This is a genomic window from Pseudomonas sp. IPO3747 (assembly GCF_013385245.1).
Taxonomy (GTDB): domain Bacteria; phylum Pseudomonadota; class Gammaproteobacteria; order Pseudomonadales; family Pseudomonadaceae; genus Aquipseudomonas; species Aquipseudomonas edaphica.
Map to the genome: position 1 here is coordinate 118609 of NZ_JACAQL010000024.1, position 19318 is coordinate 137926.

A 19318-nucleotide genomic window follows, 5' to 3' on the forward strand; every position below is an offset into this window, starting at 1 on the left:
TTTATTAGAGGAGTTATTAAATGGCAAGACAAGAAATCATCCTAGGAGCACCGCCCCAAGGTATTGGAGGCGATCCTCCGCGTACCGCAAGCACCAAGATCAATGCAATGACGCAGGAGATTTATGACCGCCTAACTAAGCTGGGAAGCGCATCGAACGCGGCCTTGGTTGGAACTGTGGCGCAGTCCGGTGGTGTGCCCACAGGGGCAATAATTGAGCGGGGGAGCAATGCCAACGGGCAATTCACAAAATACGCAGACGGGACGCTGATCTGTTGGGATGCAGTGGGCTTCTCCGCTGGCACCACTGTAGGAGCGGGCAGCATCTTTCAGTCGCCACCGGTTCCAGCAAGGTCATTCCCGGCCACCTTTGCATCGCCTCCGAAGATTTTCATTACCGCGAGCTGTGCGTTGGCTGTCTCTGTTTGTGCGATTAGCGGTGATGGCAACGCTCCAAGCTGGCCCCCGGCGGTGTGCCAGGGGCCGTACAACACCGGCTCAACTTTTTACCAGGGCATCATGAATTACTTGGCTATTGGGAGGTGGTACTGATGATTATCAAGCTTTCACCGCAGCGCAGGGATGACGAGCTTTCAGTCAGCAAGCGTAGCGACGTACTGACAATCAACGGTGAGCGCTTCGATTTTCGCGGCATCCCAGAAGGGGCGGTACTTCCGGCCTCGGCCGTGGAGTGCGATTTCGTGGTGGGCGATGTGACGAGGATCAGCGGAGAGCTGATTGTGACGCTGACACTGCCAGTAGGCGCCGAAGCGAATTATGCCGCCAGGTTCCCAGAGGACATCGTTAATCCACCGGACGGCAACTTGAGGCTTCCAGTATGAGTAACATCGATTTTGGCAAGATGAAAACCGCCGAGCAGCTACTCATCGAAGCTAAGCAGGCTGAGCTTGATTCCCTACTTAAGGCTCGGAAGGCTGCGTACGTTTCTGAGTCTGATCCGCTTCGGCTTGAGGCCGACTACGACGCGATGAGCCATGGCCTTGAGCCGGACTATGCGAAGTGGTTTGCGTCAGTTGCAGCCATTAAGGCGCGCTTCCCGCTACCCGCTGGCGATGACACCACCGAATCCTGATCACCAACCGAACACCACGGCCGCCTCGAGCGGTTTTTTTTCGCCTGTAGAAAGGATTCGGAACGCTGCAAGTGTTAAAGGCTGCTACCACGAATGAAAAAATGGCCAGGAAGCTTGGTCCACCAAGAAGGTGGCGGGGTATAACAGCCGGGCTGATTGGCAGGGGTTGCATTGCAACTGATCTGGAGTCCTCCTGCCTTAATGTCGGGGCCGTCTTGTCCGCCGTTGTACGTTTCACAGCCGCCAAGAGTAAAGACGGTTAAGAGAAGTATTCCGTATTTCAAGGGATCCATTCCTGTTCGCTCCGATAATTCACCGCAGTATATAGAAAGCGTATCGCCCGCCAAGTCGCGGGCTTTTTTTCGCCTGGAGAAAAGTATGCCGATCACTGAAACCCGTGGGGTACGCAACCGAAACCCCGGCAATATCGATTACAACCCGGCTAACCATTGGCAAGGACAGCTTGGCATGGAGGTCGGCGTACCGAGACCACGCTTCGCCCGTTTCGATACGCCCGAGAACGGCATTCGAGCCCTTGGCCGGGTTCTGCTGACCTATCAGCGCAAGCATGGGCTCAAGACCGTGAAGGCAATCATTGGCAGGTGGGCGCCGTCGGTAGAGAACGACACGGCGGCATACGTGCGCGCCGTGGAGGCGAACACCGGCACCAGGCCGGGTGCCGAGATCGACTTGAGCATGCCATCGCTCATGGCCGGTTTCGTCAGGGCGATAATCCATCATGAAAACGCGGGGTATGCCTACCCTGACGCAGTGCTGGCCGAAGGCGTGCGGCGGACGCTGGCATGACGCCGGTGCAGAAGCTGGCCGGGATGGTGCTGCTGATCCTGGTACTGATGGCGGTATCTGCTGGTGCTGCCTGGCAGGTGCAGGATTGGCGCCTGGGCAAGCAACTCGCCGAGCAGCTCACCGAGCAAGGTGCAGCGCATCAGAAAGACCTCGACGCAATCACCAGTGAGGCCTGGCGTCAGCAGCAGGCCGAGCAAGACAAGCGCTTGGCCACCGAGCATCAGCTCGCCACCCAGGACCAACAACACACAAAGGAATTATCCGATGCCCAGCGCAACCAGGCTCTGCTGCGTGACCGCCTTGCTACTGCTGATGTGCGGTTGTCAGTCCTCCTCGACGCCACGGATTCAGCCAGTGGCTGCGAAGTGCCTACCGCTCCCGGCGCCGCCGGCGTGGTTCATGCAGCCCGTCGAGCCCAACTTGACCCAGCGCATGCTCAACGAATTATCGCCATCACCGACGACGGGGATAACGCCTTAATCGCGCTGCGGGCGTGCCAAGCGTACGTAAGGGGAGTTAGCGGGGAGCCTAAATAAAAACCACCCGCCGAGCGTGGGTGGCTGTCAGATGTTACTTACCTTTTGGTGTGGCATTTCCCCTGCCGCCGCCAGATGGGTTACCTGTGGTGCTGGGAAGGTTTGGAACTGCTGGCGCTTCGCAAGGATATGCAACCATCTTCATTAACGGCGCCTCAAGAAAGATTCAGGTTTACGCAATGCCGTAACTACCGATTAAAAAATTTAACGCAATCACAATCTCAAGGACACACAAAATGCAAACTGTGAAGTTGGGACTTCCGCTGGAAAAAGTTCAAGTCGTAATGAACGCGCTATCTCAGCTTCCATGGATTACTGCAAATCCGGTTATTTCTGAAATCGATCAACAGGTAAAGCCACAGGTAAATGCCCAGCCACAGGGCGGCGTTACGGAACAGGCAGCGCAGTAAATTTTTATTTGTTTATGACCAAGGATAAAGGCGCCCATTGCGGGCGCCACGGTCTAAGGAGTTAACTGTTTGTTTTCACAGGGTCAAGCTTCCTGCCTTTGGTTGAAGATCTGAAATACCATTTCTCAAAGATCTGGTAGGACAGGTAGGAGGCGATCAGGGTTAGCACGAATGTGGTGATGAAGCAAAGGACCGCTCCACCAATCGACGCCGGCCATGGGGTCAGCTTGTAAAGCACTAGGGAGCCGATGACAGAGTGGTACAGGTAGATCGAATAAGACAGGGTGCCCAGCTTCCGAAATGCTGGCATCGACAGTATGTTTCCCAGCAATGATGGTCCCCACACCAAGCGTATAAACAACAATGACGCGCACGGTATGAACAGCCAGTAATAGGTGAGATAGGGTAGCTGCATGACTGCTTTCAATACTCCGCAACCGATGAAGGCTGGCAGCACGATTGCCATCGGCAGTTTGGCCGCAACGGATTTCAATGTGCTTTCGGAAAGCGTGCCGATGAGCGCACCGGCAAATAGCGCATTGAAACGAATCAGTGAGTCAGGAATAAGGAGCGCAGCAGAGAGCATAAGAATCGATGCCGCTACCCATGACGGAATCACCCGTGAGAACAGCGCCAGGACCGGGATCACAAAGTAAAAGGCGAACTCATAACCGAGTGACCAGGAAACGTGGTTATAGGGCATTACGCCAAATTGTGGGAACGCATTCAGAAATATCATATTGTAGGCAAAGTCGATAGGCTTCCATGGCCAGCCAAAGACATTTATTACTATGGCAGCAGTGATGACTAATGACGCAAGGAAAGCTGGGTAGATCCGCTTGAATCGTGCAGAAATAAAGGACTGATACGAAAAACTTTCTTTTGAAATTATCCTTGCCATTAAGAATCCGCTGATTATAAAAAATATATCAACGCCGTGGTTTCCGTCAGCGAGGTAATACAAAAATGAAAGACTTTGCGAATTAGATGAATAGCCGAATTCGCTGGCCGGGACCTTAAAGTACTCAAGCACTATTCCGGAAAGGATATGCTCAACGAACACGATGAAGGCGGCGTAGAACCTGATCCCATCGATAACTGGGTATGAAAGGTTCCTGATAAGCGTCTGGTTGGTTGTCATTTCCTATGGTCCAGGCAGGCGAAGCCGGGGAATGTATACGATTTAGGGTTGGTTGTAACGACCGTGAAGAATTTCTTCGGCGTGCTGATTGGCTGTTATTCGTCGGCAGGACGCCGGTGATGGAGTGGAGGACTGGTACAAATTCCCGTGCAATTCAATGGAGACTATCCCTCGACAAGTGCCAAACGCCCGTCAGCGACACACAGGACATACACAATAAATTTTCATTCGTAGTATTCGCCGAACGCCCATGCCCGCCAAGTCGCGGGCTTTTTTTCGCCTGGAGAAAAGTATGCCGATCACCGAGCAGCAACTGCTGCAGATCCTCCCGAACGCCGGCCGCAATGCCGGCGTTTTTGTTCCTGTGCTGAATACAGCCATGGGACGTTACGGCGTTGTCGGCAACCTGCGTGTGTCTGCGTTCATTGCCCAGGTCGGGCATGAGTCTGGCCAGTCGCGCTACGTGCGCGAGATCTGGGGGCCAACGGTGCAGCAACTCGGCTATGAAGGCCGTGCTGACCTGGGCAACACCGTGAAGGGTGATGGCTCCAAGTTCCGTGGCCGTGGCCGTGGCCTGATCCAGATCACTGGTCGAGCGAACTACGCGGCGTGCGGCGAAGCCCTGGGCCTGGACCTGATCAATCAACCGGAGCTGCTCGAGCAGCCACAGCACGCCGCGATGTCTGCCGCGTGGTTCTGGTCGACGCGCGGGCTGAACACCCTGGCAGACCAGAAGGACTTCGCGAAGATCACCAGGCGCATCAATGGCGGACTCACCGGCCAGGACGATCGCCTGGCGCTGTACGACAGGGCGCTGAAGGTGCTGGCATGACGCCGGTGCAGAAGTTGGGTGGGATGGTGCTGCTGGTACTGGTGCTGATGGCCGGTACAGCCGTCGCCACCTGGGAGGTGCAGGACTGGCGTCTGGGCAAGCAACTCGCCAAGCAACTCGCCGAGCAAGGTTCCGCGCACCAGAAAGACCTCGACGCAATCACCAGCGAGGCATGGCGTCAGCAGCAGGCCGAGCAAGACAAGCGCTTGGCCACCGAGCATCAGCTCGCCACCCAGGACCAACAGCACACCAAGGAATTATCCGATGCCCAGCGCAATCGGACTCGCGTGCGTGACCAGCTTGCTACTACTGAACTGCGGCTGTCAGTCCTTCTCGCCGCCACGGATTCAGCCAGTGGTTGCAACGTGCCTACCGCCCCCGGCGCCGCCGGCGTGGTTCATGCAGCCCGTCGAGCCCAACTTGACCCAGCGCATGCGCAACGAATTATCGCCATCACCGACGATGGGGATAACGCCGTGATCGCGCTGCGTGCGTGCCAGGCGTATGTCAGGGCTGTGGTCCCCTGAGCACGCTCAGCTCCAGCAATAGGCGCTGATTCTCCATGAGCAGCAGATCCCGCTGGCCGGAGACCGAATTGAGGGCACGGACCTCGCCTTCCAATTCCCACGCTTCATGATTCAGTCGGGCGATGTTGTCGAGTGCCTTCTTGAGTTCGGCCTCGGCCGAGGCCTTGCCGGTGGAAAGCAGGTCGCACATCTGCACCAGCCCGGCAATATTGCGGCGCGCCTCGGTCAGCCGCTTCTGGGTCGCGGTCAGCTCGTCCTCGAGCAGGGCGCACTGGTGTTGGTACATTTCCAGAGGCGTAGGGCATCCAAGCCACTCGCAGGTGTCTTTGTCGAGGTTCATGGTGAATTAATCCGAATGCTGTATGTGCATACAGTAATCGAGGTGTTGCTGGGGCGCGATTCGAGGCGACGAGAGGCAGTTAGTCTGGCGCCATGAGAACGGCCAGGGTCAGCTTGATGAACTCTTCGTTCTCATCGATGGTGTGCAAGGCGCCGCGCACATTCTCAGCCACGTCGGCGGAGCCGCGCTGCTCTACCCAGTTTGCTATTTCCACGATGGACGCCTCAAGGGCCAACTGGTTTTCGTAAAGCTTTGAGAGCAGTGAAGGGAGTAGGTCTGAGTTTGGCATTGGCGTTCCTCTGGTGGAGTGAACAGCTTAGCAGCCGGTGTTATTTGGGAGGGTAGTGATCGGTCGGCAGGACGCCGGGGAAGGGTGGCCACTGTAGGAATATACAACGCTAAATTATTGATTCTTATAGCGTGAATCGACGCTTTTTATACCTCTAGAAATAGGGAGATTTACCTTTTATATCAATAAGTTACGCTTATTTCTGGGGCGCCTTGGCATGATGGGAACAAGCCGGGTGGTTCCGCCTTTGTTGAGAGAGCCGCAAACGCAGAGCAGCTGGTATGATGGCGTATAGTCATCATTGTAGGATGAAAAATTGCATATGCGAATGTACGCCTTGTTGTTCACTGCTCTTTCCCTATCTGCCTGTTCTGGCCTTTCGCCCTATCGATCTGTTGGGCCAGTGGATGAGGCTCTTAAAGCATGCGGCCTGGGGTACTCGACAGAAATCAGTGCAGCATTCAAAGGTGCCTTCCAGTATGCAGACGCGAATAAGTCAAAAGGTATAGATTTCAGTGCATCTATGCAGGACTCCTTGAAAACCCAGCTTACGACCATGCTGGAATCCAAGGAAGTAGGTTCAAAGGAACGTGCAGAGATTATCTCTAGTACTCAGGCTTGCGTCATACGGCTGAGCGATGCTTACAGGCCCAAGGCAAGAAATGAACTCGTGAATGCCTGTATAAAAGATGTGCAGGGAAGATTGTCCGGCGCGGGCTCCACCCAGTCGACGGATACGGTCAGAGGTTGGGTTGTGGATGGCGAGGATCGGGTTGGCGGCATCGACCGGTTAAGGATAAAAGCAGCGCTTCATAGCTATGGCCGGGAAACTCAACCCGTAAGCTTCTATTGTCTGATCAAGGACGGCTCCTATGAAGATGTTGAAGCTGTAAAGGTCAACTGATAAGGGGGCGCAAAACCTCCCCTGTAGGCCGCGTGTTTTCGTTTGCGTAAGCACAAAAATACGGATGATTTGTCATGCTAAAAAATGTATTTTATACATATAAAACAGTAAGTTAGGAGTATAAAGCCCTCAGCATGGGGTGCTTGGGATTTGGCGTCACAAGGTCAGCCCACTCCTGCATCATGGATCTACGCTGCTCCAAGTATGCGGCGTGGTTGTATACGTCACGAATGAAGCTACTGTCTGCGTGCGCAAGCTGGCGCTCAATCCAATCCCGGTTATATCCGCGCCCGTTCATCTCAGTGGAGAAGAGGTGGCGGAATCCGTGGGGTGATTGTTTGCCAGTCAACCCGCACAGTTCCATGACGTTGTTGGCGTAGTTGGTTCCGATCGGTGCTGTAGGGTCGCTGCGATTAGTGAAGACATACCTAAGCCCGCCGGTTATGGGTAGCATGTCTTTCAGCAATTCGACGGCCTGAGTTGGCAGCGGTACCGCGTGCTCGCGCCGCGCCTTCATCTTCGCTGCCGGCGTTGTCCAGATCGCGGCATCAAGATCGATTTCAGACCATTCTGCGTGCCTGACCTCGCCCGGGCGTGATGCGGTGTAAATCATCAGCATGATCGCTGACCGCAACTGGTGGCCTGACACGCACTGCTGAATGCTGGCGATGGTCTTGGGTAGTTCGCTGAACGGCAAGAATGGATGAGGCCGGTTCTGCGCGCCTTTCTCGGTGACGGCGTGCATCTCAGCTGTAGGGTTCGATTCAATCAGTCCGGTGGCGATCGCATAGCTGAACACCTGGCCCATCCGCTGCCGAACCTTTACCGCCGTGACTACAGAGCCGCGCTTTTCGATGCGCCGTATCAGCCCGATCACGTCGGCGCGCTTGATGGCGTCGATCTGCCGCCCGCCAAATGTTGGAAGCACGTCCAGCTCCATCAAATTGCTGATGATCCGGTACGTGCCCGGCGATATGCTGCCCTTCCTGAATGCCAGCCACTCATCGTACACGCGGCGGAATGTGCGGCCGCCGGCCTCAATCAGTCCTGCCTTCTTCTCCTTCCTCGATTCGCGCGGATCTACGCCGCGCGCAATGTCTTCCCGCGCCTCATCTCTGCGAGAGCGCGCTTCCTTCAGGCCCGTTTCCGGGTATGTTCCAAAAGAAATCCTTGCCTGTTTTCCAAGCCATGTGAACCGAAAGTGCCAGCTTTTAATTCCACTGTTCGCCACGTAAAGCGAAAGACCCAGGGAGTCGGGGAGGGTGTATGCCTTTTCCTTTGGCTTGGCCTGTCTGGCCGCTGTGTCCGTGAGTGCCACTAGTACATCCTCTCAAAACCATTTTCAATGTACTGGATGATGTACTAACTAATTGCCATTGGGAAGGTATCGTGTGGTACGCGGTGATACTCAAATGCTTTTGTTTGTTGGGTTGTACGGAGGGAATTGGGAAGGGGTGGTTTCAGGCGGGAGGCTACCGTGGAATCTTTGAAGATTTCCACAGTATTTTCAGCTCGGTCAGGTATCTGGCAGGCGTCGAGTTTAACAGTTTGATCCTCTGCCGCGCATACCGCTGGGTTACAGCGCTTGCAGCCGCTCGCCCAGCCCACCATTGTCCGCCAGTTGCAGGAACTCATCCCCCAGCCGTCGGCTTTCGCTCATCGCGGTTTGCCAGTATTTGTTGCGGCTAGAGTCATCGCCCATAAAGCGCTTGAAGTCGCTGCGGTCCGGCAATTTCCCATGGGGCAGACGGGCCAGGTAGTCTTTGGAGGGCGCCAGTAGCAGCACATCCTGCAAGCCTTGTGGATTACTGCGTCGCCACGGCAGGCCCTTGTCGAACCAGCCGGGGATCACCCGGTCGGTGAAATGCGGGTACAGCACAATGTCGTCGCCGTGATAGGGCAGGTCGAGGTGATAGTCCAGCAGGCCACCGTCGCGGTAAGTGCCCGTGCCTGCGCCGGGCAGGTCGCGCACGCCTTGCATCACCATGGGGATGGAACCGGAGGCCAGCAGCGCCTGGCGCAGGTTGCCCAGCTGCAGGTCGAGGACGCGCGAGGGAAAGTCCGTCAGCGCATGCACCGGTGGCGCCTGGCGCGGGTCGTGGATGATCAACCGCTCAAAATGCCGCGACAGCCGCGCACGGCCACGCAGGTTGTCGGCAATCACCGACGACAGGCCCAGCCCCAGTCGCCCACGGTGGTCATCGGCGAGCAGGCCGTGGCTCTTGACCACCATGATATTCAGGCGGTAGTCGGGGTTGTCCAGCACCCGCGCATCGCGGCCGGCCAACAGGTCGTCGAGCATGCGCTGGCAGCTGTGGCTGACTTCGGCCATGGTCACGCCCTTGGCAAAGCGTTGTTCGTTGTACAAGCGGCCGAGGTCCAGCAAGCCTTGCACCGGGTCGGGCAGGCACGCACTGGCAAACCGCCAGGAGCCGATGGACGCGCCGATCAGTGCACGCTCACGCGGCGCGCGTGGCAGCCAATCGCCGAACAGCGCCAGGTCCAGGCCTTGAATGCCCAACGCCTTGGGGCCACCGGCCGCACCGGGTAGGATACCGACATCCGCCGGCGCAAGGCCTTGCTCGCGAATGCGTGTGAAAGCGCGTTTGCCGGCCTTGAGGGTCAGCGCGGGAAACTTGATGTGGATGGCAGTCATACAGGTCTCGGTTGCAGCGAACAGGCAATATAAGAGAATTCTTGCAGCGATGGGTAAGGTTGCCGATGGAAAATTGCCATGGTGGCAATTCAGTTTCAGTTAAGTTGTCACGGGTACCGTGGTGGCCCATGTCCCGCATCGGGCCGCCCTCAAGGAACATCAGGATACGTAATGAAGGTAAATCTACGCGCGGGCAGTCAGGTGGCGCTGGTATTGCTTCTGAGCAGCGCCAGCCTGTCAGCCCATGACCTTGGTCAGGATGAAGCCCTGCGATTGCGTCAGGAGGGCGTCATCGCGCCGCTGGAACAGTTGCTGGGGCCGGCGCTGGAGCGCTACCCGGGTGCCAAGCTGCTGGACGCCGAGCTTGAGGAGCACAAGGATCGCTCGGTGCGCTATATCTACGAAATCGAACTGTTGACCGTCGAAGGCGTGGTGCGCGAAATCGAGCTCGACGCCAGTACCGGTAAGCTGCTCAAAGATAAGGAAGACGACTGATGCGCCTGCTTCTGGTGGAAGACAACGTACCGCTGGCTGATGAACTGTTGGCCGGTCTGCAGCGCCAGGGCTACGCGGTCGACTGGCTGGCCGATGGGCGCGACGCCGCGTATCAAGGCCGCAGCGAACCCTATGACCTGATCATCCTCGACCTCGGCTTGCCGGGCCTGCCGGGCCTGGAGGTGCTCGCGCAATGGCGCGCCGCGGCCTTGGCCACGCCCGTGTTGGTGCTGACCGCGCGCGATTCCTGGGCCGAACGTATCGAAGGGCTCAAGGCCGGCGCCGACGATTACCTGAGCAAACCCTTTCACCCCGAAGAGCTCTACCTGCGCATCCAGGCGCTTCTGCGCCGTTCCCACGGCCAGGCCAACCAGCCGACGCTGCAAGCCGCCGGCCTGCACCTGGATGAAGGGCGCCAGTGTGTGCTGCGCGATGGCGACGAGATCCAGCTGACCGCCGCTGAATTCCGCCTGCTGCGCTACTTCATGCTGCACCCGGAGCAGATTCTGTCGAAAAGCCATCTGGCCGAACATTTGTATGACGGCGAAACCGAGCGCGACTCCAATGTGCTGGAAGTGCACGTCAACCACCTGCGCCGCAAATTGGGGCGCAGTGTGATTGAAACCCGGCGTGGCCAGGGTTACCGGTTTGGCGCCGCCCCGGCATGAGGTCGATTCAACGGCGTTTGAGCCTGGGTCTGATCAGCGTCATGGTGGTGGTGGGCGTGGTGCTGGCGCAAACCAGTTTGTGGTTGTTCGAGGCCGGTTTGCAGCGCTACCTGGAAGCCGGGCTGCGCAACGACAGCGAGAACCTGCTGGCAGCACTGGTGCGTGGGCCGGAGGGTGTTCATTTGGATGAGCAGCGTCTGTCACCGGCCTATCAGCGACCGTTTTCCGGGCATTATTTCCGCATCGATTTTGCCGACGTTCAATGGCGCTCCCGCTCGTTGTGGGACCAGGAACTGCCGCGCCTGACCGAGCCGGGGCTCAAGGGCAACCTGCAACTGGGGCCGGAACGCCAGCAACTGCTGGTGTTGCGTTCGGACTACAAGCGTTTCGGCCAGTCAATTTCCATCAGCGTGGCCCAGGACTACACGCCCGTGCGCGAAAGCTTTCGCCTGATGCGCCAGATCGGCCTGATCATCGGCTTGGCGGCGCTGTTACTGGTGCTGATCCTGCAACGGGTCACCGTGCGCCGCGCCTTGCGCCCGCTGGAGACGGCACGCAACCAGATTGCCCAACTGCAACAGGGCCGGCGCTCGCAACTTGATACCCAAGTGCCGCTGGAACTGGAGCCGTTGGTGGCGCAGATCAACCATCTGCTGGCCCATACCGAAGACAGCCTCAAGCGCTCACGCAATGCTTTGGGCAACCTCGGCCATGCGCTGAAAACCCCATTGGCGGTGCTACTGAGTGCAGCCTCCAGTGAAGCGCTCAAGGACCACCCCGAAATCGGCAAGCTGCTGCGCGAGCAGCTTGACCAGGTGCAACAACGTCTCAACCGCGAACTTAACCGCGCCCGCCTGGCCGGTGAAACCCTGCCCGGCGCGCTGTTTGACTGTGAAAAAGAACTGCCCGGCCTGCTGGCCACCTTGAGCATGATCCACGGTGAACACCTGGACTTGAGCTACCACGTCGACCCCGGCCTGCAATTGCCCTGGGACCGCGAAGATCTGCTGGAACTGCTCGGCAACCTGCTGGATAACGCCTGCAAATGGGCGGATGCCGACGTGCGCTTGACGGTCAGCGAAACCCCGCGCAGCTTTCTGCTGGCAGTCGAAGACGACGGCCCCGGCATCCCGCCGGCTCAGCGTGAGCAAGTGCTCAGCCGGGGCGCGCGTCTGGATGAGCAGATTGACGGCCATGGCCTGGGGCTGGGGATCGTGCGAGATATTGTCGAGGTGTGGGGTGGTACGTTGCGGTTGCAGGACAGCGAGCTGGGCGGGCTCAAGGTGCTGATCGAATTACCCAAGCGTTGAGATCGTTCCCACGCTCTGCGTGGTAACGCCGCCTTGGACGCTCGGCGTCCCGCTGTCGACGGGCGACGCGGAGCGTCACAGGAGGCGCGCCCACGCGTGGGAACGATCATTACACCCGAAACTGATCCATCAACCCCTGCTGCTGATTCGCCAGGCTGTTCAACGCCTGGCTCACCCGCGCCGATTCATTCGCCTGCTCCGACAGCGATTCAGTCACATCCCGTATCGTCGCCACATTGCTGTTGATCTCTTCGGCCACGGCGCTTTGCTGTTCGGCGGCGCTGGCGATTTGCAGGTTCATGTCGCTGATCACCGTGACCGCCTCACCAATCTGACGCAGGGCGGTGACCGCCTGGCCGACCTGTTCGACACTGCCTTGGGCCTGCCGATAGCTATTGCCCATGGAGCCAACCACGTCGGTGGTGCCGCTTTGCAGGTGCTCGATCACCAGGCGGGTTTCTTCTACCGACTCCTGGGTGCGCTGCGCCAGGTTGCGTACTTCGTCGGCGACCACCGCAAAACCACGCCCAGCCTCACCGGCGCGGGCGGCTTCGATGGCGGCGTTGAGTGCCAGCAGGTTGGTTTGCTCGGCGATGCCGCGAATCACTTCCAGCACCGAACCGATCTTCTCGCTATTGGCCGCCAAGCCTTCGACCTGGGCCATGGCGGTGCTCATATCCGCCGCCAGGTTGCCGATATTGGTGGTGGTGCGGTCGATCACACTCAAGCCGTCGCGTGTGGCCTGGTCGGCATCGCGTGCGGCGTGTGCCGCCTGGGCAGCACTGCGGGCGACGTCCTGGGCGGTGGCGCTCATTTCGTGGGAGGCGGTGGCCACTTGGTCGACCTGACGGTATTGCTGCTCCATGCCGGCGCTGGTTTGCGTGGCGATTTCGGCGGACTGGTCGGCAGTGCCACGGGCGTCCTGCACGGAGCGTTTCACTTGGGCAATGATCGGTTGCAGCTTGTCGAGGAAGCGGTTGAACCAGCCGGCCAGTTGGCCCAGTTCATCCTGTTTGTCGTAGGCCAGGCGGCGGGTGAGGTCACCTTCGCCGCTGGCGATGTCTTCGAGCATGCGTGCCACGCCGAGGATCGGCCGGGTCACGCTGCGGGCCATCAGCCACACAAGCACTAAGCCAACCACGGCCGCCAGCAGGCCCAGGCTCAGTTCCAGCAGCGTGCCACGGGCGTTGTCCGCGTCCAACTGCGCCTTGAGTGTTTCGGCGGGGCCGACCAGGACTTTTTCCGGCACATCCAGCAACACGCCCCACGGCTTGCCGCCGGGAATCGGCGCGAAGGGCGCCAGCACCTTGAGTTGATGGTCGGTACGCAGGCTGCTGGTCTGAGGGTTACTGGCCAGTACGCTGATCAGTTGCGCGCCGCTGGCGCTGTCGACCTGATCCAGACGCTGGCTGAGTTTGCCGGCGTCCGGGCTGTAGCCTGCGAGCAAACCGGTGGGGCTGAGGATGCTGACCTGGGTCTGGCCGTCATACAGCTTCTGGCTGGCCTGTTGGCTCACGGCCTGCAGGCTGTTGAGGTTGATGTCCACCGACAGCGAGGCAATAACTTTGCCGTTGACCATCAACGGGAAGACGATGCTGGTCATCAGCACGTTTTGCCCGTCGATCACATAAAAGTACGGTTCGATCACGCAGGGTTTCAGCGTAGTGCGTGGGCAGGTGAACCAGGCGTTAGCCTTTTCGCCGCTGGGGCCGACGCTGATGTCGGCCATGTCGCTTTCGGGTAGTGACATGGAGGTGAGTTTGCCGGGTGTGGGCTGCGACCAGTAGAGGGCGAAGCGGCCTTTGTCGTTGCTGCCCAGTTCTGCCTGATTGGCGAACAACTCGTCCTTGCCGTCCAGCGCATTGGCCTCAAACACCAACGACAGGCCGAGCAGATCGGGGTTGGCTTGCAGGGCGGCCTTGACTTGGCGGGTCAGGTCTTCGCGGGTATCGAAGGCGTCGAGGAAGCGTTTTTCCGCCTGCTCACGCAAAAACAACACTTGGCGCGAAAAACCATGGCCGTACTGGTAGGCGTCCATGAATTGCTGGCGAATGCCCAGCGCCTGCACTTCACCTTGGGCCTCGATGCGCGCCTGGGCGGACGCGTCGAGCATCTGCATGCTGGACGCTTTGACCTGCTGTGAACTCTGCTCCATGCGAAAAAGCGACAGACCCACCAGCAGGGTCACGATCCCCAGCAGGCACAGGCCCGCGAGCAGGGTGATTTTCCATTGAATGGAGAGCTGTCTAAGCGACATCTAGGAGCATCCTTAACCTGAAAACACAGAGAGCCTTTGTATCGGCTGCCTTTCACGCTTCTTTATTCTGTGGCGAGGGAGCTTGCTCCCGCTGGCGCTCCAGTGCGCAGCGCTCCTGTTTTTTTGGGGCTGCTGCGCAGCCCAGCGGGAGCAAGCTCCCTCGCCACAGTTTTTGACATGACGGCCCGCCTGCGGCAAAGTGCGCGCCCTCTAATAAGACCTCTTAAAGCCTGCACACGGACGCCACTTGATGGCCGCCCGGTCGCGGGCCTGTCTGTTTTTTATGTTTTTTGCTTGAGGTAACCATGATTAACGCAGTCATCGCCGCGGTCGGCACCATGCTGGTGCTCAGTTTGTCCCGTGTGCATGTGGTCATCGCCATCATCGTCGGCGCCCTGGTCGGTGGCTTGACCGGCGGGTTGGGCATCGAGGCCACGCTCAAGGCCTTTAACGGCGGCTTGGGCGGCGGCGCGACCGTGGCGTTGTCCTACGCCTTGCTCGGCGCTTTCGCGGTGGCGATTGCCAAGTCCGGCCTGGCGCATGCCTTGGCGGACAAGGCGCTGCTGTTGGTCGATCGCCAGGAAGCCACCGGCGGAAGTCATGTCAAATGGCTGCTGATTGGTCTGTTGTGGGTGGTGGCGATTGCTTCGCAGAATATTCTGCCGATCCATATTGCGTTTATCCCGCTGCTGGTGCCGCCACTGCTTTACGTGCTGACCAAGCTGCAACTGGACCGCCGGCTGATCGCCTGCGTGATGACCTTCGGCCTGATCACGCCCTACATGTTCCTGCCGGTGGGCTTCGGCAATATCTTCCTTAATCAGATCCTGTTGGCCAACGTGGCCAAGAGCGGCGTGGACATCAGCCAGGTCAACGTCACTCACGCGATGGGTTTGCCGGCGTTGGGCATGGTGGTGGGCCTGCTGGTGGCGGTGTTTATCAGCTACCGCAAAAAGCGTGTGTATGACCTGGAAAAAATCGAGCGCGTCGAGCAAGTAGCCGTGCAGTACAACCCGCTGACCCTGCTGGTGGCCGGGCTGGCAATTGCCTCGGCGTTTATCATTCAGCTGTGGCTGGATTCGATGATCATCGGCGCCCTGGCTGGGTTTCTGATCTTTTCGGTGTCGGGCATTGTGCGCTGGCGCGAGACCGACGACCTGTTCACCGAAGGCATGAAGATGATGGCGATGATCGGCTTCATCATGATCGCCTCATCGGGGTTTGCCGAAGTGCTCAAGGCTACCGGTGACGTGCGCTCACTGGTGGAAGCCTCGGCGGCATTCATTGGTCACAGCCGTGGTGTGGGCGCGCTGCTGATGTTGCTGGTGGGGCTGTTGGTGACCATGGGCATTGGTTCGTCATTTTCTACGGTGCCGATTCTGGCGGCGATTTTTGTGCCGTTGTGTGTGCAGCTGGGCTTCAGTCCGTTGGCGATTGTGTGCATCGTGGGTACGGCGGGGGCGCTGGGCGATGCCGGTTCGCCAGCGTCGGACTCCACGCTCGGCCCGACTTCCGGCCTGAATATTGACGGCCAGCATCACCATATCTGGGACACCGTGGTGCCGACCTTCCTGCACTACAACATTCCGTTGCTGGCGTTTGGCTGGTTTGCCGCGATGACCCTCTAGTATCTGGAACAGGTTCAATTGTGGCGAGCAGGCTTGCCCTGCGTTGGAGCGCGAAGCGGTCCTGCATCCAGACACCTCGATCTACCTGGCGTGTTACGGCGCCTGAAAAGGGGGCTGCTACGCAGCCCAACGCAGGGCAAGCCTGTTCGCCACAACAGTCCAGTCGCCACTCAGCCAAGGTGTCCTACAGATATTTCGCCACTGGCCGTTAACCTCTCAAGTCGCCACGAATAAGAGAGAAAAGCCATGCGTCTGAGTTTGAAGGCCAAAGTCCTGTCCCTGGCCGTCGTGCCTGTGTTGTTGTTTGCCGTGGTCATCAGCCTGACCACGGTGTGGATCCTGCAGGGCCAGGCGCGCAATGAGGTGGATGAAACCCGCCAGCGCCTGCTCAATGACGCCAAGGCCACGCTGCAAAGTTATGTGGAAGTGGCGATGACCACCATCAAGCCGCTCTACGACGCGGCCGCCCCCGGCGACACGGCGGCGCGGGCGCAGGTAGTCAAACTGTTGTCCAACACCACCTACGGCAAGGACGGCTACTTCTTCGGCTACGACTCCGAGACCATCCGCCTGTTCAAGGGCAACAGCCCGGACGGCGTAGGCAAGAGCTTCAAGGACAACCGTGACCCCAACGGTGTCTACGTCAACCGCGACCTGGTCAAGGTCGGCAAGGACGGCACCCACTACCTGCAATACAGCTCGACCCAGCCCGGCCAGACCGAACTGGTGCCCAAGCTTGGCTACACCGAATACTTGCCCAAGTGGGACATGGTGATTGGTACGTCGGTGAACCTCGATGGCATCGAAGCCCAGGTGGCGGTGGTCGAGGCCAAGGTCGAAAAACGCATGGAAGGCGTGCTGCTGAGCATCCTTGGCGTGGCGGTGGTGGTGCTGCTGGTGATTGCTGCAGTGGGCATGTTGGTGGCCAATACCATCTTGCGCCCACTGAGCCTGATGAAAGCCAACCTCGACGATATCGCCGCGGGCGAGGGCGACTTGACCCGCCGCTTGGCCATCACCAGCCAGGATGAGTTGGGGGACTTGGCCGGCGCGTTCAACCGCTTTGTCGACAAGATCCACGGCCTGGTGCGCCAGATCACCGAGATGACCGCGCAACTCACCGGGCTGGTCAGCCAGGTGTCCGATCAGGCCCAGCGCTCGGAAACCGCCATGGAACGCCAGCGCCACGAGACCGATCAGGTGGCCACCGCGATCAACCAAATGTCCTCGGCGGCCCACGAAGTGGCGCGCAGTGCCCAAGGCGCTGCGGTGGCCGCGCAACAGACCGATGCCGAAGGCCAGGCCGCCAAGCGGGTAGTGGATGGCAGCATCGCGCAGATCCATGCGCTGGTGAACGACATCCGCAGCAGCGGCGTGTCCCTCGACAGCTTGCAGCAGGACGTGTCGTCGATCGTCAGCGTGCTCGGCGTGATCCGCTCGATTGCCGAGCAGACCAACCTGCTGGCGCTCAACGCCGCCATCGAAGCCGCACGGGCAGGCGAGGCTGGTCGCGGGTTTGCCGTGGTCGCCGACGAGGTGCGTGCGCTGGCCAGTCGCACGCAAACCAGCACCCAGGAAATCCAGGGCATGATCGACCGCCTGCAAAAAGGCACCGTCGCCGCCGTGGATGCCATGCGCCGCTCCAGCGATGCCGGTGATGGCACTTCGGCCCAGGCCAACCAAGCCGGCGCGTCGCTGGACACCATGGCGCAGTTGATCGGCACCATTAACTCGATGAACGCGCAAATCGCCAGCGCCGCCGAAGAGCAGACCGCCGTGGCCGAAGAGATCAACCGCAGCGTGCATCAGATTGCCGTGGCGGTGGACAGCGTGGCGGATGAAACCCAATTGGGCGCGCAAACCTCGCGCAGCCTGGCGGACCTGGGCCAGCGCCTGGGGCAGTTGGTGGGGCAGTTCAGGATCTGATCAACCCTGGCCTCAGCGTATGTTTGCCCGGCGCTGATACAAATAGGCCTGTCACCGCCCCTGTGTTAGACGTCACGCATCAGCAGGCCGAAGCGCAGGTCCATGTCGCTCGGCAGTGGCACATACACCGTGTGCCCATCCCCCGGCGCCACGTCTATGGCCTCGCCCTTGGCGTTGTGCAGGTTGGTCAGGTCAAAGTGAAAGTTGCCGGCCGGTGTCATCAATTCCAGATGATTACCCACGGCAAAGCGGTTTTTCACCTTGACCTCGGCCAGCTCGCCCCGGCGCTCGCCGGTCAATTCGCCGACAAACTGCTGGCGCTCCGACACCGAGCTGCCGTTCTGGTAGTTCTGGTATTCGTCGTGCACATGGCGGCGCAGGAAACCTTCGGTGTAGCCGCGTTGGGCCAGGGACTCAAGATCAGTCATCAGGTTGCGGTCAAACGCACGGCCAGCCACCGCATCGTCAATGGCCTGGCGATACACCTGGGTGGTGCGCGCGCAATAGAAGTGGGACTTGGTGCGCCCTTCGATCTTCAGCGAATGCACGCCCATGTGCGCCAGGCGCTCCACATGCTGCACGGCGCGCAGGTCCTTGGCGTTCATGATGTAGGTGCCGTGTTCGTCTTCGAAGGCGGGCATCTGCTCATCCGGGCGGTTGGCTTCCTGCAGCAGGAACACCTGATCGGTCGGCGCGCCGATACCCAAGGTCGGTTCACACTGCTGGACGATATCGCCCGTGGCGTTCTCCACCGCCGGCGTGGCCGAGTATTTCCAGCGGCACGCGTTGGTGCAGGTGCCTTGGTTGGCATCGCGCTTGTTCATATAGCCGGACAACAAACAGCGCCCGGAATAGGCCATGCACAGGGCGCCGTGCACAAACACTTCCAGCTCCATGGCCGGCACCTGTTGGCGGATTTCGCCGATTTCTTCCAGTGACAATTCCCGCGACAGAATTACCCGGCAGATACCTTGCTGTTGCCAGAACTCGACGCTGGCCCAATTCACCGTATTGGCCTGTACCGACAAGTGAATCGGCACGCACGGGAAGTGACGGCGTACCAGCATGATCAAGCCTGGGTCGGACATGATCAACGCGTCCGGCCCCATGGCGATCACCGGGGCCAAATCCTTGAGGAAGGTCTTGAGCTTGGCGTTGTGCGGGGCAATGTTGACCACCACGTAGAAACGCTTGCCCAGTGCATGCGCCTCCTGGATGCCGAGTGCGAGGTTGGCGTGGTCGAACTCGTTATTGCGCACCCGCAGGCTGTAGCGCGGCTGGCCGGCGTAGACCGCATCGGCGCCGTAGGCGAAGGCATAGCGCATGTTTTTCAGGGTGCCGGCGGGGGCGAGTAGTTCGGGGGCAATCACGGGGGGCATGGGCTCGGGTCGCAAAAGGTCGCGAGCGTAAAGGAGCTGGCACACGCATTTATTGATCCAGGTCGGGCTTTTGCGGGTTTTGTATCGCTGTGTATCGGCGGGTGCCGTTCGACACAGGCGT

20 protein-coding genes and 3 pseudogenes are annotated in these 19318 nt (G+C 59.3%); 15 read left to right on the forward strand and 8 right to left on the reverse strand.

The genetic code is table 11. The annotated features are described in order from the left end of the window. The first annotated feature begins 20 nt into the window (after nt 1–20). The 6 genes from HX790_RS25435 (at nt 21) to HX790_RS25460 (ending at nt 2845) form a co-directional block, all read left to right on the forward strand. Nucleotides 21–551: a hypothetical protein gene (locus HX790_RS25435; RefSeq protein ID WP_176992407.1), complete on the forward strand. Its 531-nt coding sequence runs from the start codon at nt 21–23 to the stop codon at nt 549–551. Continuing rightward, nucleotides 551–841, forward strand: coding sequence for a hypothetical protein (locus HX790_RS25440; RefSeq protein ID WP_176992408.1), 291 nt, complete (start codon nt 551–553; stop codon nt 839–841). The genes HX790_RS25435 and HX790_RS25440 overlap by 1 nt, the downstream gene beginning before the upstream one ends. Beyond that, nucleotides 838–1092 (forward strand): hypothetical protein, encoded by a 255-nt coding sequence (locus tag HX790_RS25445; RefSeq protein WP_176992409.1) that lies wholly within the window; start codon nt 838–840, stop codon nt 1090–1092. The genes HX790_RS25440 and HX790_RS25445 overlap by 4 nt, the downstream gene beginning before the upstream one ends. Before the next feature lie 378 nt (nt 1093–1470). Then, nucleotides 1471–1899: a structural protein gene (locus HX790_RS25450; RefSeq protein WP_176992410.1), complete on the forward strand. Its 429-nt coding sequence runs from the start codon at nt 1471–1473 to the stop codon at nt 1897–1899. Continuing rightward, the gene (locus HX790_RS25455) at nt 1896–2435 is read left to right on the forward strand and encodes a lysis system i-spanin subunit Rz (RefSeq protein ID WP_176992411.1); all 540 of its coding nucleotides are present in this window, start codon (nt 1896–1898) and stop codon (nt 2433–2435) included. Before HX790_RS25450 ends, HX790_RS25455 begins: the two co-directional genes overlap by 4 nt. 236 nt (nt 2436–2671) lie before the next feature. After that, complete coding sequence (locus HX790_RS25460; RefSeq protein ID WP_176992412.1) at nt 2672–2845, forward strand: hypothetical protein; 174 nt, start codon at nt 2672–2674, stop codon at nt 2843–2845. 61 nt (nt 2846–2906) lie between these two features. On the opposite strand, the gene HX790_RS25465 is transcribed toward HX790_RS25460, so the two are convergent. Next, nucleotides 2907–3986, reverse strand: coding sequence for an acyltransferase (locus tag HX790_RS25465; protein WP_176992413.1), 1080 nt, complete (start codon nt 3984–3986; stop codon nt 2907–2909). Between the two features lie 292 nt (nt 3987–4278). Between HX790_RS25465 and HX790_RS25470 the strand changes: the two genes are divergently transcribed. Beyond that, complete coding sequence (locus HX790_RS25470) at nt 4279–4818, forward strand: glycoside hydrolase family 19 protein (protein WP_176992414.1); 540 nt, start codon at nt 4279–4281, stop codon at nt 4816–4818. Continuing rightward, nucleotides 4815–5345, forward strand: a complete 531-nt coding sequence (locus HX790_RS25475) for a lysis system i-spanin subunit Rz (RefSeq protein ID WP_176992415.1) — start codon at nt 4815–4817, stop codon at nt 5343–5345. Before HX790_RS25470 ends, HX790_RS25475 begins: the two co-directional genes overlap by 4 nt. On the opposite strand, the gene HX790_RS25480 is transcribed toward HX790_RS25475, so the two are convergent. Together HX790_RS25480 and HX790_RS25485 are read right to left on the reverse strand one after the other, a co-directional pair. After that, nucleotides 5326–5685 (reverse strand): hypothetical protein, encoded by a 360-nt coding sequence (locus HX790_RS25480; protein ID WP_176992416.1) that lies wholly within the window; start codon nt 5683–5685, stop codon nt 5326–5328. The two genes, HX790_RS25475 and HX790_RS25480, sit on opposite strands and share 20 nt — an antisense overlap. Nucleotides 5686–5764: 79 nt before the next feature. Further along, nucleotides 5765–5974: a hypothetical protein gene (locus tag HX790_RS25485; RefSeq protein ID WP_099489483.1), complete on the reverse strand. Its 210-nt coding sequence runs from the start codon at nt 5972–5974 to the stop codon at nt 5765–5767. 328 nt (nt 5975–6302) lie between these two features. Between HX790_RS25485 and HX790_RS25490 the strand changes: the two genes are divergently transcribed. Then, nucleotides 6303–6878, forward strand: coding sequence for a hypothetical protein (locus HX790_RS25490; RefSeq protein ID WP_176992417.1), 576 nt, complete (start codon nt 6303–6305; stop codon nt 6876–6878). A gap of 112 nt (nt 6879–6990) precedes the next feature. On the opposite strand, the gene HX790_RS25495 is transcribed toward HX790_RS25490, so the two are convergent. Then, nucleotides 6991–8196 (reverse strand): integrase arm-type DNA-binding domain-containing protein, encoded by a 1206-nt coding sequence (locus HX790_RS25495; RefSeq protein ID WP_176992418.1) that lies wholly within the window; start codon nt 8194–8196, stop codon nt 6991–6993. 258 nt (nt 8197–8454) lie between these two features. After that, entirely contained in the window at nt 8455–9534 is a 1080-nt protein-coding gene (locus HX790_RS25500) for a patatin-like phospholipase family protein (RefSeq protein WP_176992419.1), read from the reverse strand. A 171-nt stretch (nt 9535–9705) separates the two neighbouring features. Here HX790_RS25500 and HX790_RS25505 point away from each other — a divergent pair, with 171 nt between their 5' ends. Genes HX790_RS25505 through HX790_RS25515 form a run of 3 tightly spaced genes read left to right on the forward strand, consistent with a single transcriptional unit; the run spans nt 9706 to nt 12007 of the window. Beyond that, nucleotides 9706–10029 (forward strand): PepSY domain-containing protein, encoded by a 324-nt coding sequence (locus HX790_RS25505; RefSeq protein WP_017135294.1) that lies wholly within the window; start codon nt 9706–9708, stop codon nt 10027–10029. After that, nucleotides 10029–10697, forward strand: a complete 669-nt coding sequence (locus HX790_RS25510) for a response regulator transcription factor (protein ID WP_017135293.1) — start codon at nt 10029–10031, stop codon at nt 10695–10697. Before HX790_RS25505 ends, HX790_RS25510 begins: the two co-directional genes overlap by 1 nt. After that, a complete protein-coding gene (locus HX790_RS25515; protein WP_099550064.1) occupies nt 10694–12007 on the forward strand; it encodes a sensor histidine kinase in 1314 nt (437 codons plus the stop codon). Before HX790_RS25510 ends, HX790_RS25515 begins: the two co-directional genes overlap by 4 nt. 109 nt (nt 12008–12116) lie before the next feature. Here the strand turns inward: HX790_RS25515 and HX790_RS29935 are convergent. Next, nucleotides 12117–12626, reverse strand: a pseudogene (locus HX790_RS29935) (methyl-accepting chemotaxis protein); the annotation flags it as partial. A gap of 348 nt (nt 12627–12974) precedes the next feature. After that, nucleotides 12975–14264: pseudogene (locus HX790_RS29940) on the reverse strand (HAMP domain-containing protein); the annotation flags it as partial. 308 nt (nt 14265–14572) lie between these two features. On the opposite strand from HX790_RS29940, the gene HX790_RS25525 reads away from it, so the two are divergent. The 3 genes and pseudogenes from HX790_RS25525 to HX790_RS29950 all read left to right on the forward strand — a co-directional run bounded on the left by HX790_RS25525 (nt 14573) and on the right by HX790_RS29950 (nt 17818). Next, nucleotides 14573–15892 carry a Na+/H+ antiporter family protein gene (locus tag HX790_RS25525; RefSeq protein ID WP_169987274.1) on the forward strand — a complete coding sequence of 440 codons (1320 nt, stop codon included), beginning with the start codon at nt 14573–14575 and terminating at the stop codon, nt 15890–15892. A 246-nt stretch (nt 15893–16138) separates the two neighbouring features. Beyond that, nucleotides 16139–16960 (forward strand): annotated as a pseudogene (locus HX790_RS29945) (cache domain-containing protein); the annotation flags it as partial. A 102-nt stretch (nt 16961–17062) separates the two neighbouring features. Beyond that, on the forward strand, nt 17063–17818 hold the full coding sequence (locus tag HX790_RS29950; RefSeq protein ID WP_371318509.1) for a methyl-accepting chemotaxis protein: 756 nt from the start codon (nt 17063–17065) through the stop codon (nt 17816–17818). 65 nt (nt 17819–17883) lie between these two features. Here the strand turns inward: HX790_RS29950 and yegQ are convergent, their stop codons facing one another. Continuing rightward, a complete protein-coding gene (yegQ, locus tag HX790_RS25535; protein WP_138454146.1) occupies nt 17884–19197 on the reverse strand; it encodes a tRNA 5-hydroxyuridine modification protein YegQ in 1314 nt (437 codons plus the stop codon). Nucleotides 19198–19318 lie beyond the last annotated feature (121 nt).

What these genes read in the sequence shown, in the direction of transcription:
- HX790_RS25435 (WP_176992407.1), top strand. Translation starts at nt 21, where the DNA reads ATGGCAAGACAAGAAATCATCCTAGGAGCACCGCCCCAAGGTATTGGA.
- HX790_RS25440 (WP_176992408.1), top strand. Translation starts at nt 551, where the DNA reads ATGATTATCAAGCTTTCACCGCAGCGCAGGGATGACGAGCTTTCAGTC.
- HX790_RS25445 (WP_176992409.1), top strand. Translation starts at nt 838, where the DNA reads ATGAGTAACATCGATTTTGGCAAGATGAAAACCGCCGAGCAGCTACTC.
- HX790_RS25450 (WP_176992410.1), top strand. Translation starts at nt 1,471, where the DNA reads ATGCCGATCACTGAAACCCGTGGGGTACGCAACCGAAACCCCGGCAAT.
- HX790_RS25455 (WP_176992411.1), top strand. Translation starts at nt 1,896, where the DNA reads ATGACGCCGGTGCAGAAGCTGGCCGGGATGGTGCTGCTGATCCTGGTA.
- HX790_RS25460 (WP_176992412.1), top strand. Translation starts at nt 2,672, where the DNA reads ATGCAAACTGTGAAGTTGGGACTTCCGCTGGAAAAAGTTCAAGTCGTA.
- HX790_RS25465 (WP_176992413.1), bottom strand. Translation starts at nt 3,986, where the DNA reads ATGACAACCAACCAGACGCTTATCAGGAACCTTTCATACCCAGTTATC.
- HX790_RS25470 (WP_176992414.1), top strand. Translation starts at nt 4,279, where the DNA reads ATGCCGATCACCGAGCAGCAACTGCTGCAGATCCTCCCGAACGCCGGC.
- HX790_RS25475 (WP_176992415.1), top strand. Translation starts at nt 4,815, where the DNA reads ATGACGCCGGTGCAGAAGTTGGGTGGGATGGTGCTGCTGGTACTGGTG.
- HX790_RS25480 (WP_176992416.1), bottom strand. Translation starts at nt 5,685, where the DNA reads ATGAACCTCGACAAAGACACCTGCGAGTGGCTTGGATGCCCTACGCCT.
- HX790_RS25485 (WP_099489483.1), bottom strand. Translation starts at nt 5,974, where the DNA reads ATGCCAAACTCAGACCTACTCCCTTCACTGCTCTCAAAGCTTTACGAA.
- HX790_RS25490 (WP_176992417.1), top strand. Translation starts at nt 6,303, where the DNA reads ATGTACGCCTTGTTGTTCACTGCTCTTTCCCTATCTGCCTGTTCTGGC.
- HX790_RS25500 (WP_176992419.1), bottom strand. Translation starts at nt 9,534, where the DNA reads ATGACTGCCATCCACATCAAGTTTCCCGCGCTGACCCTCAAGGCCGGC.
- HX790_RS25505 (WP_017135294.1), top strand. Translation starts at nt 9,706, where the DNA reads ATGAAGGTAAATCTACGCGCGGGCAGTCAGGTGGCGCTGGTATTGCTT.
- HX790_RS25510 (WP_017135293.1), top strand. Translation starts at nt 10,029, where the DNA reads ATGCGCCTGCTTCTGGTGGAAGACAACGTACCGCTGGCTGATGAACTG.
- HX790_RS25515 (WP_099550064.1), top strand. Translation starts at nt 10,694, where the DNA reads ATGAGGTCGATTCAACGGCGTTTGAGCCTGGGTCTGATCAGCGTCATG.
- HX790_RS29950 (WP_371318509.1), top strand. Translation starts at nt 17,063, where the DNA reads ATGGAACGCCAGCGCCACGAGACCGATCAGGTGGCCACCGCGATCAAC.
- yegQ (WP_138454146.1), bottom strand. Translation starts at nt 19,197, where the DNA reads ATGCCCCCCGTGATTGCCCCCGAACTACTCGCCCCCGCCGGCACCCTG.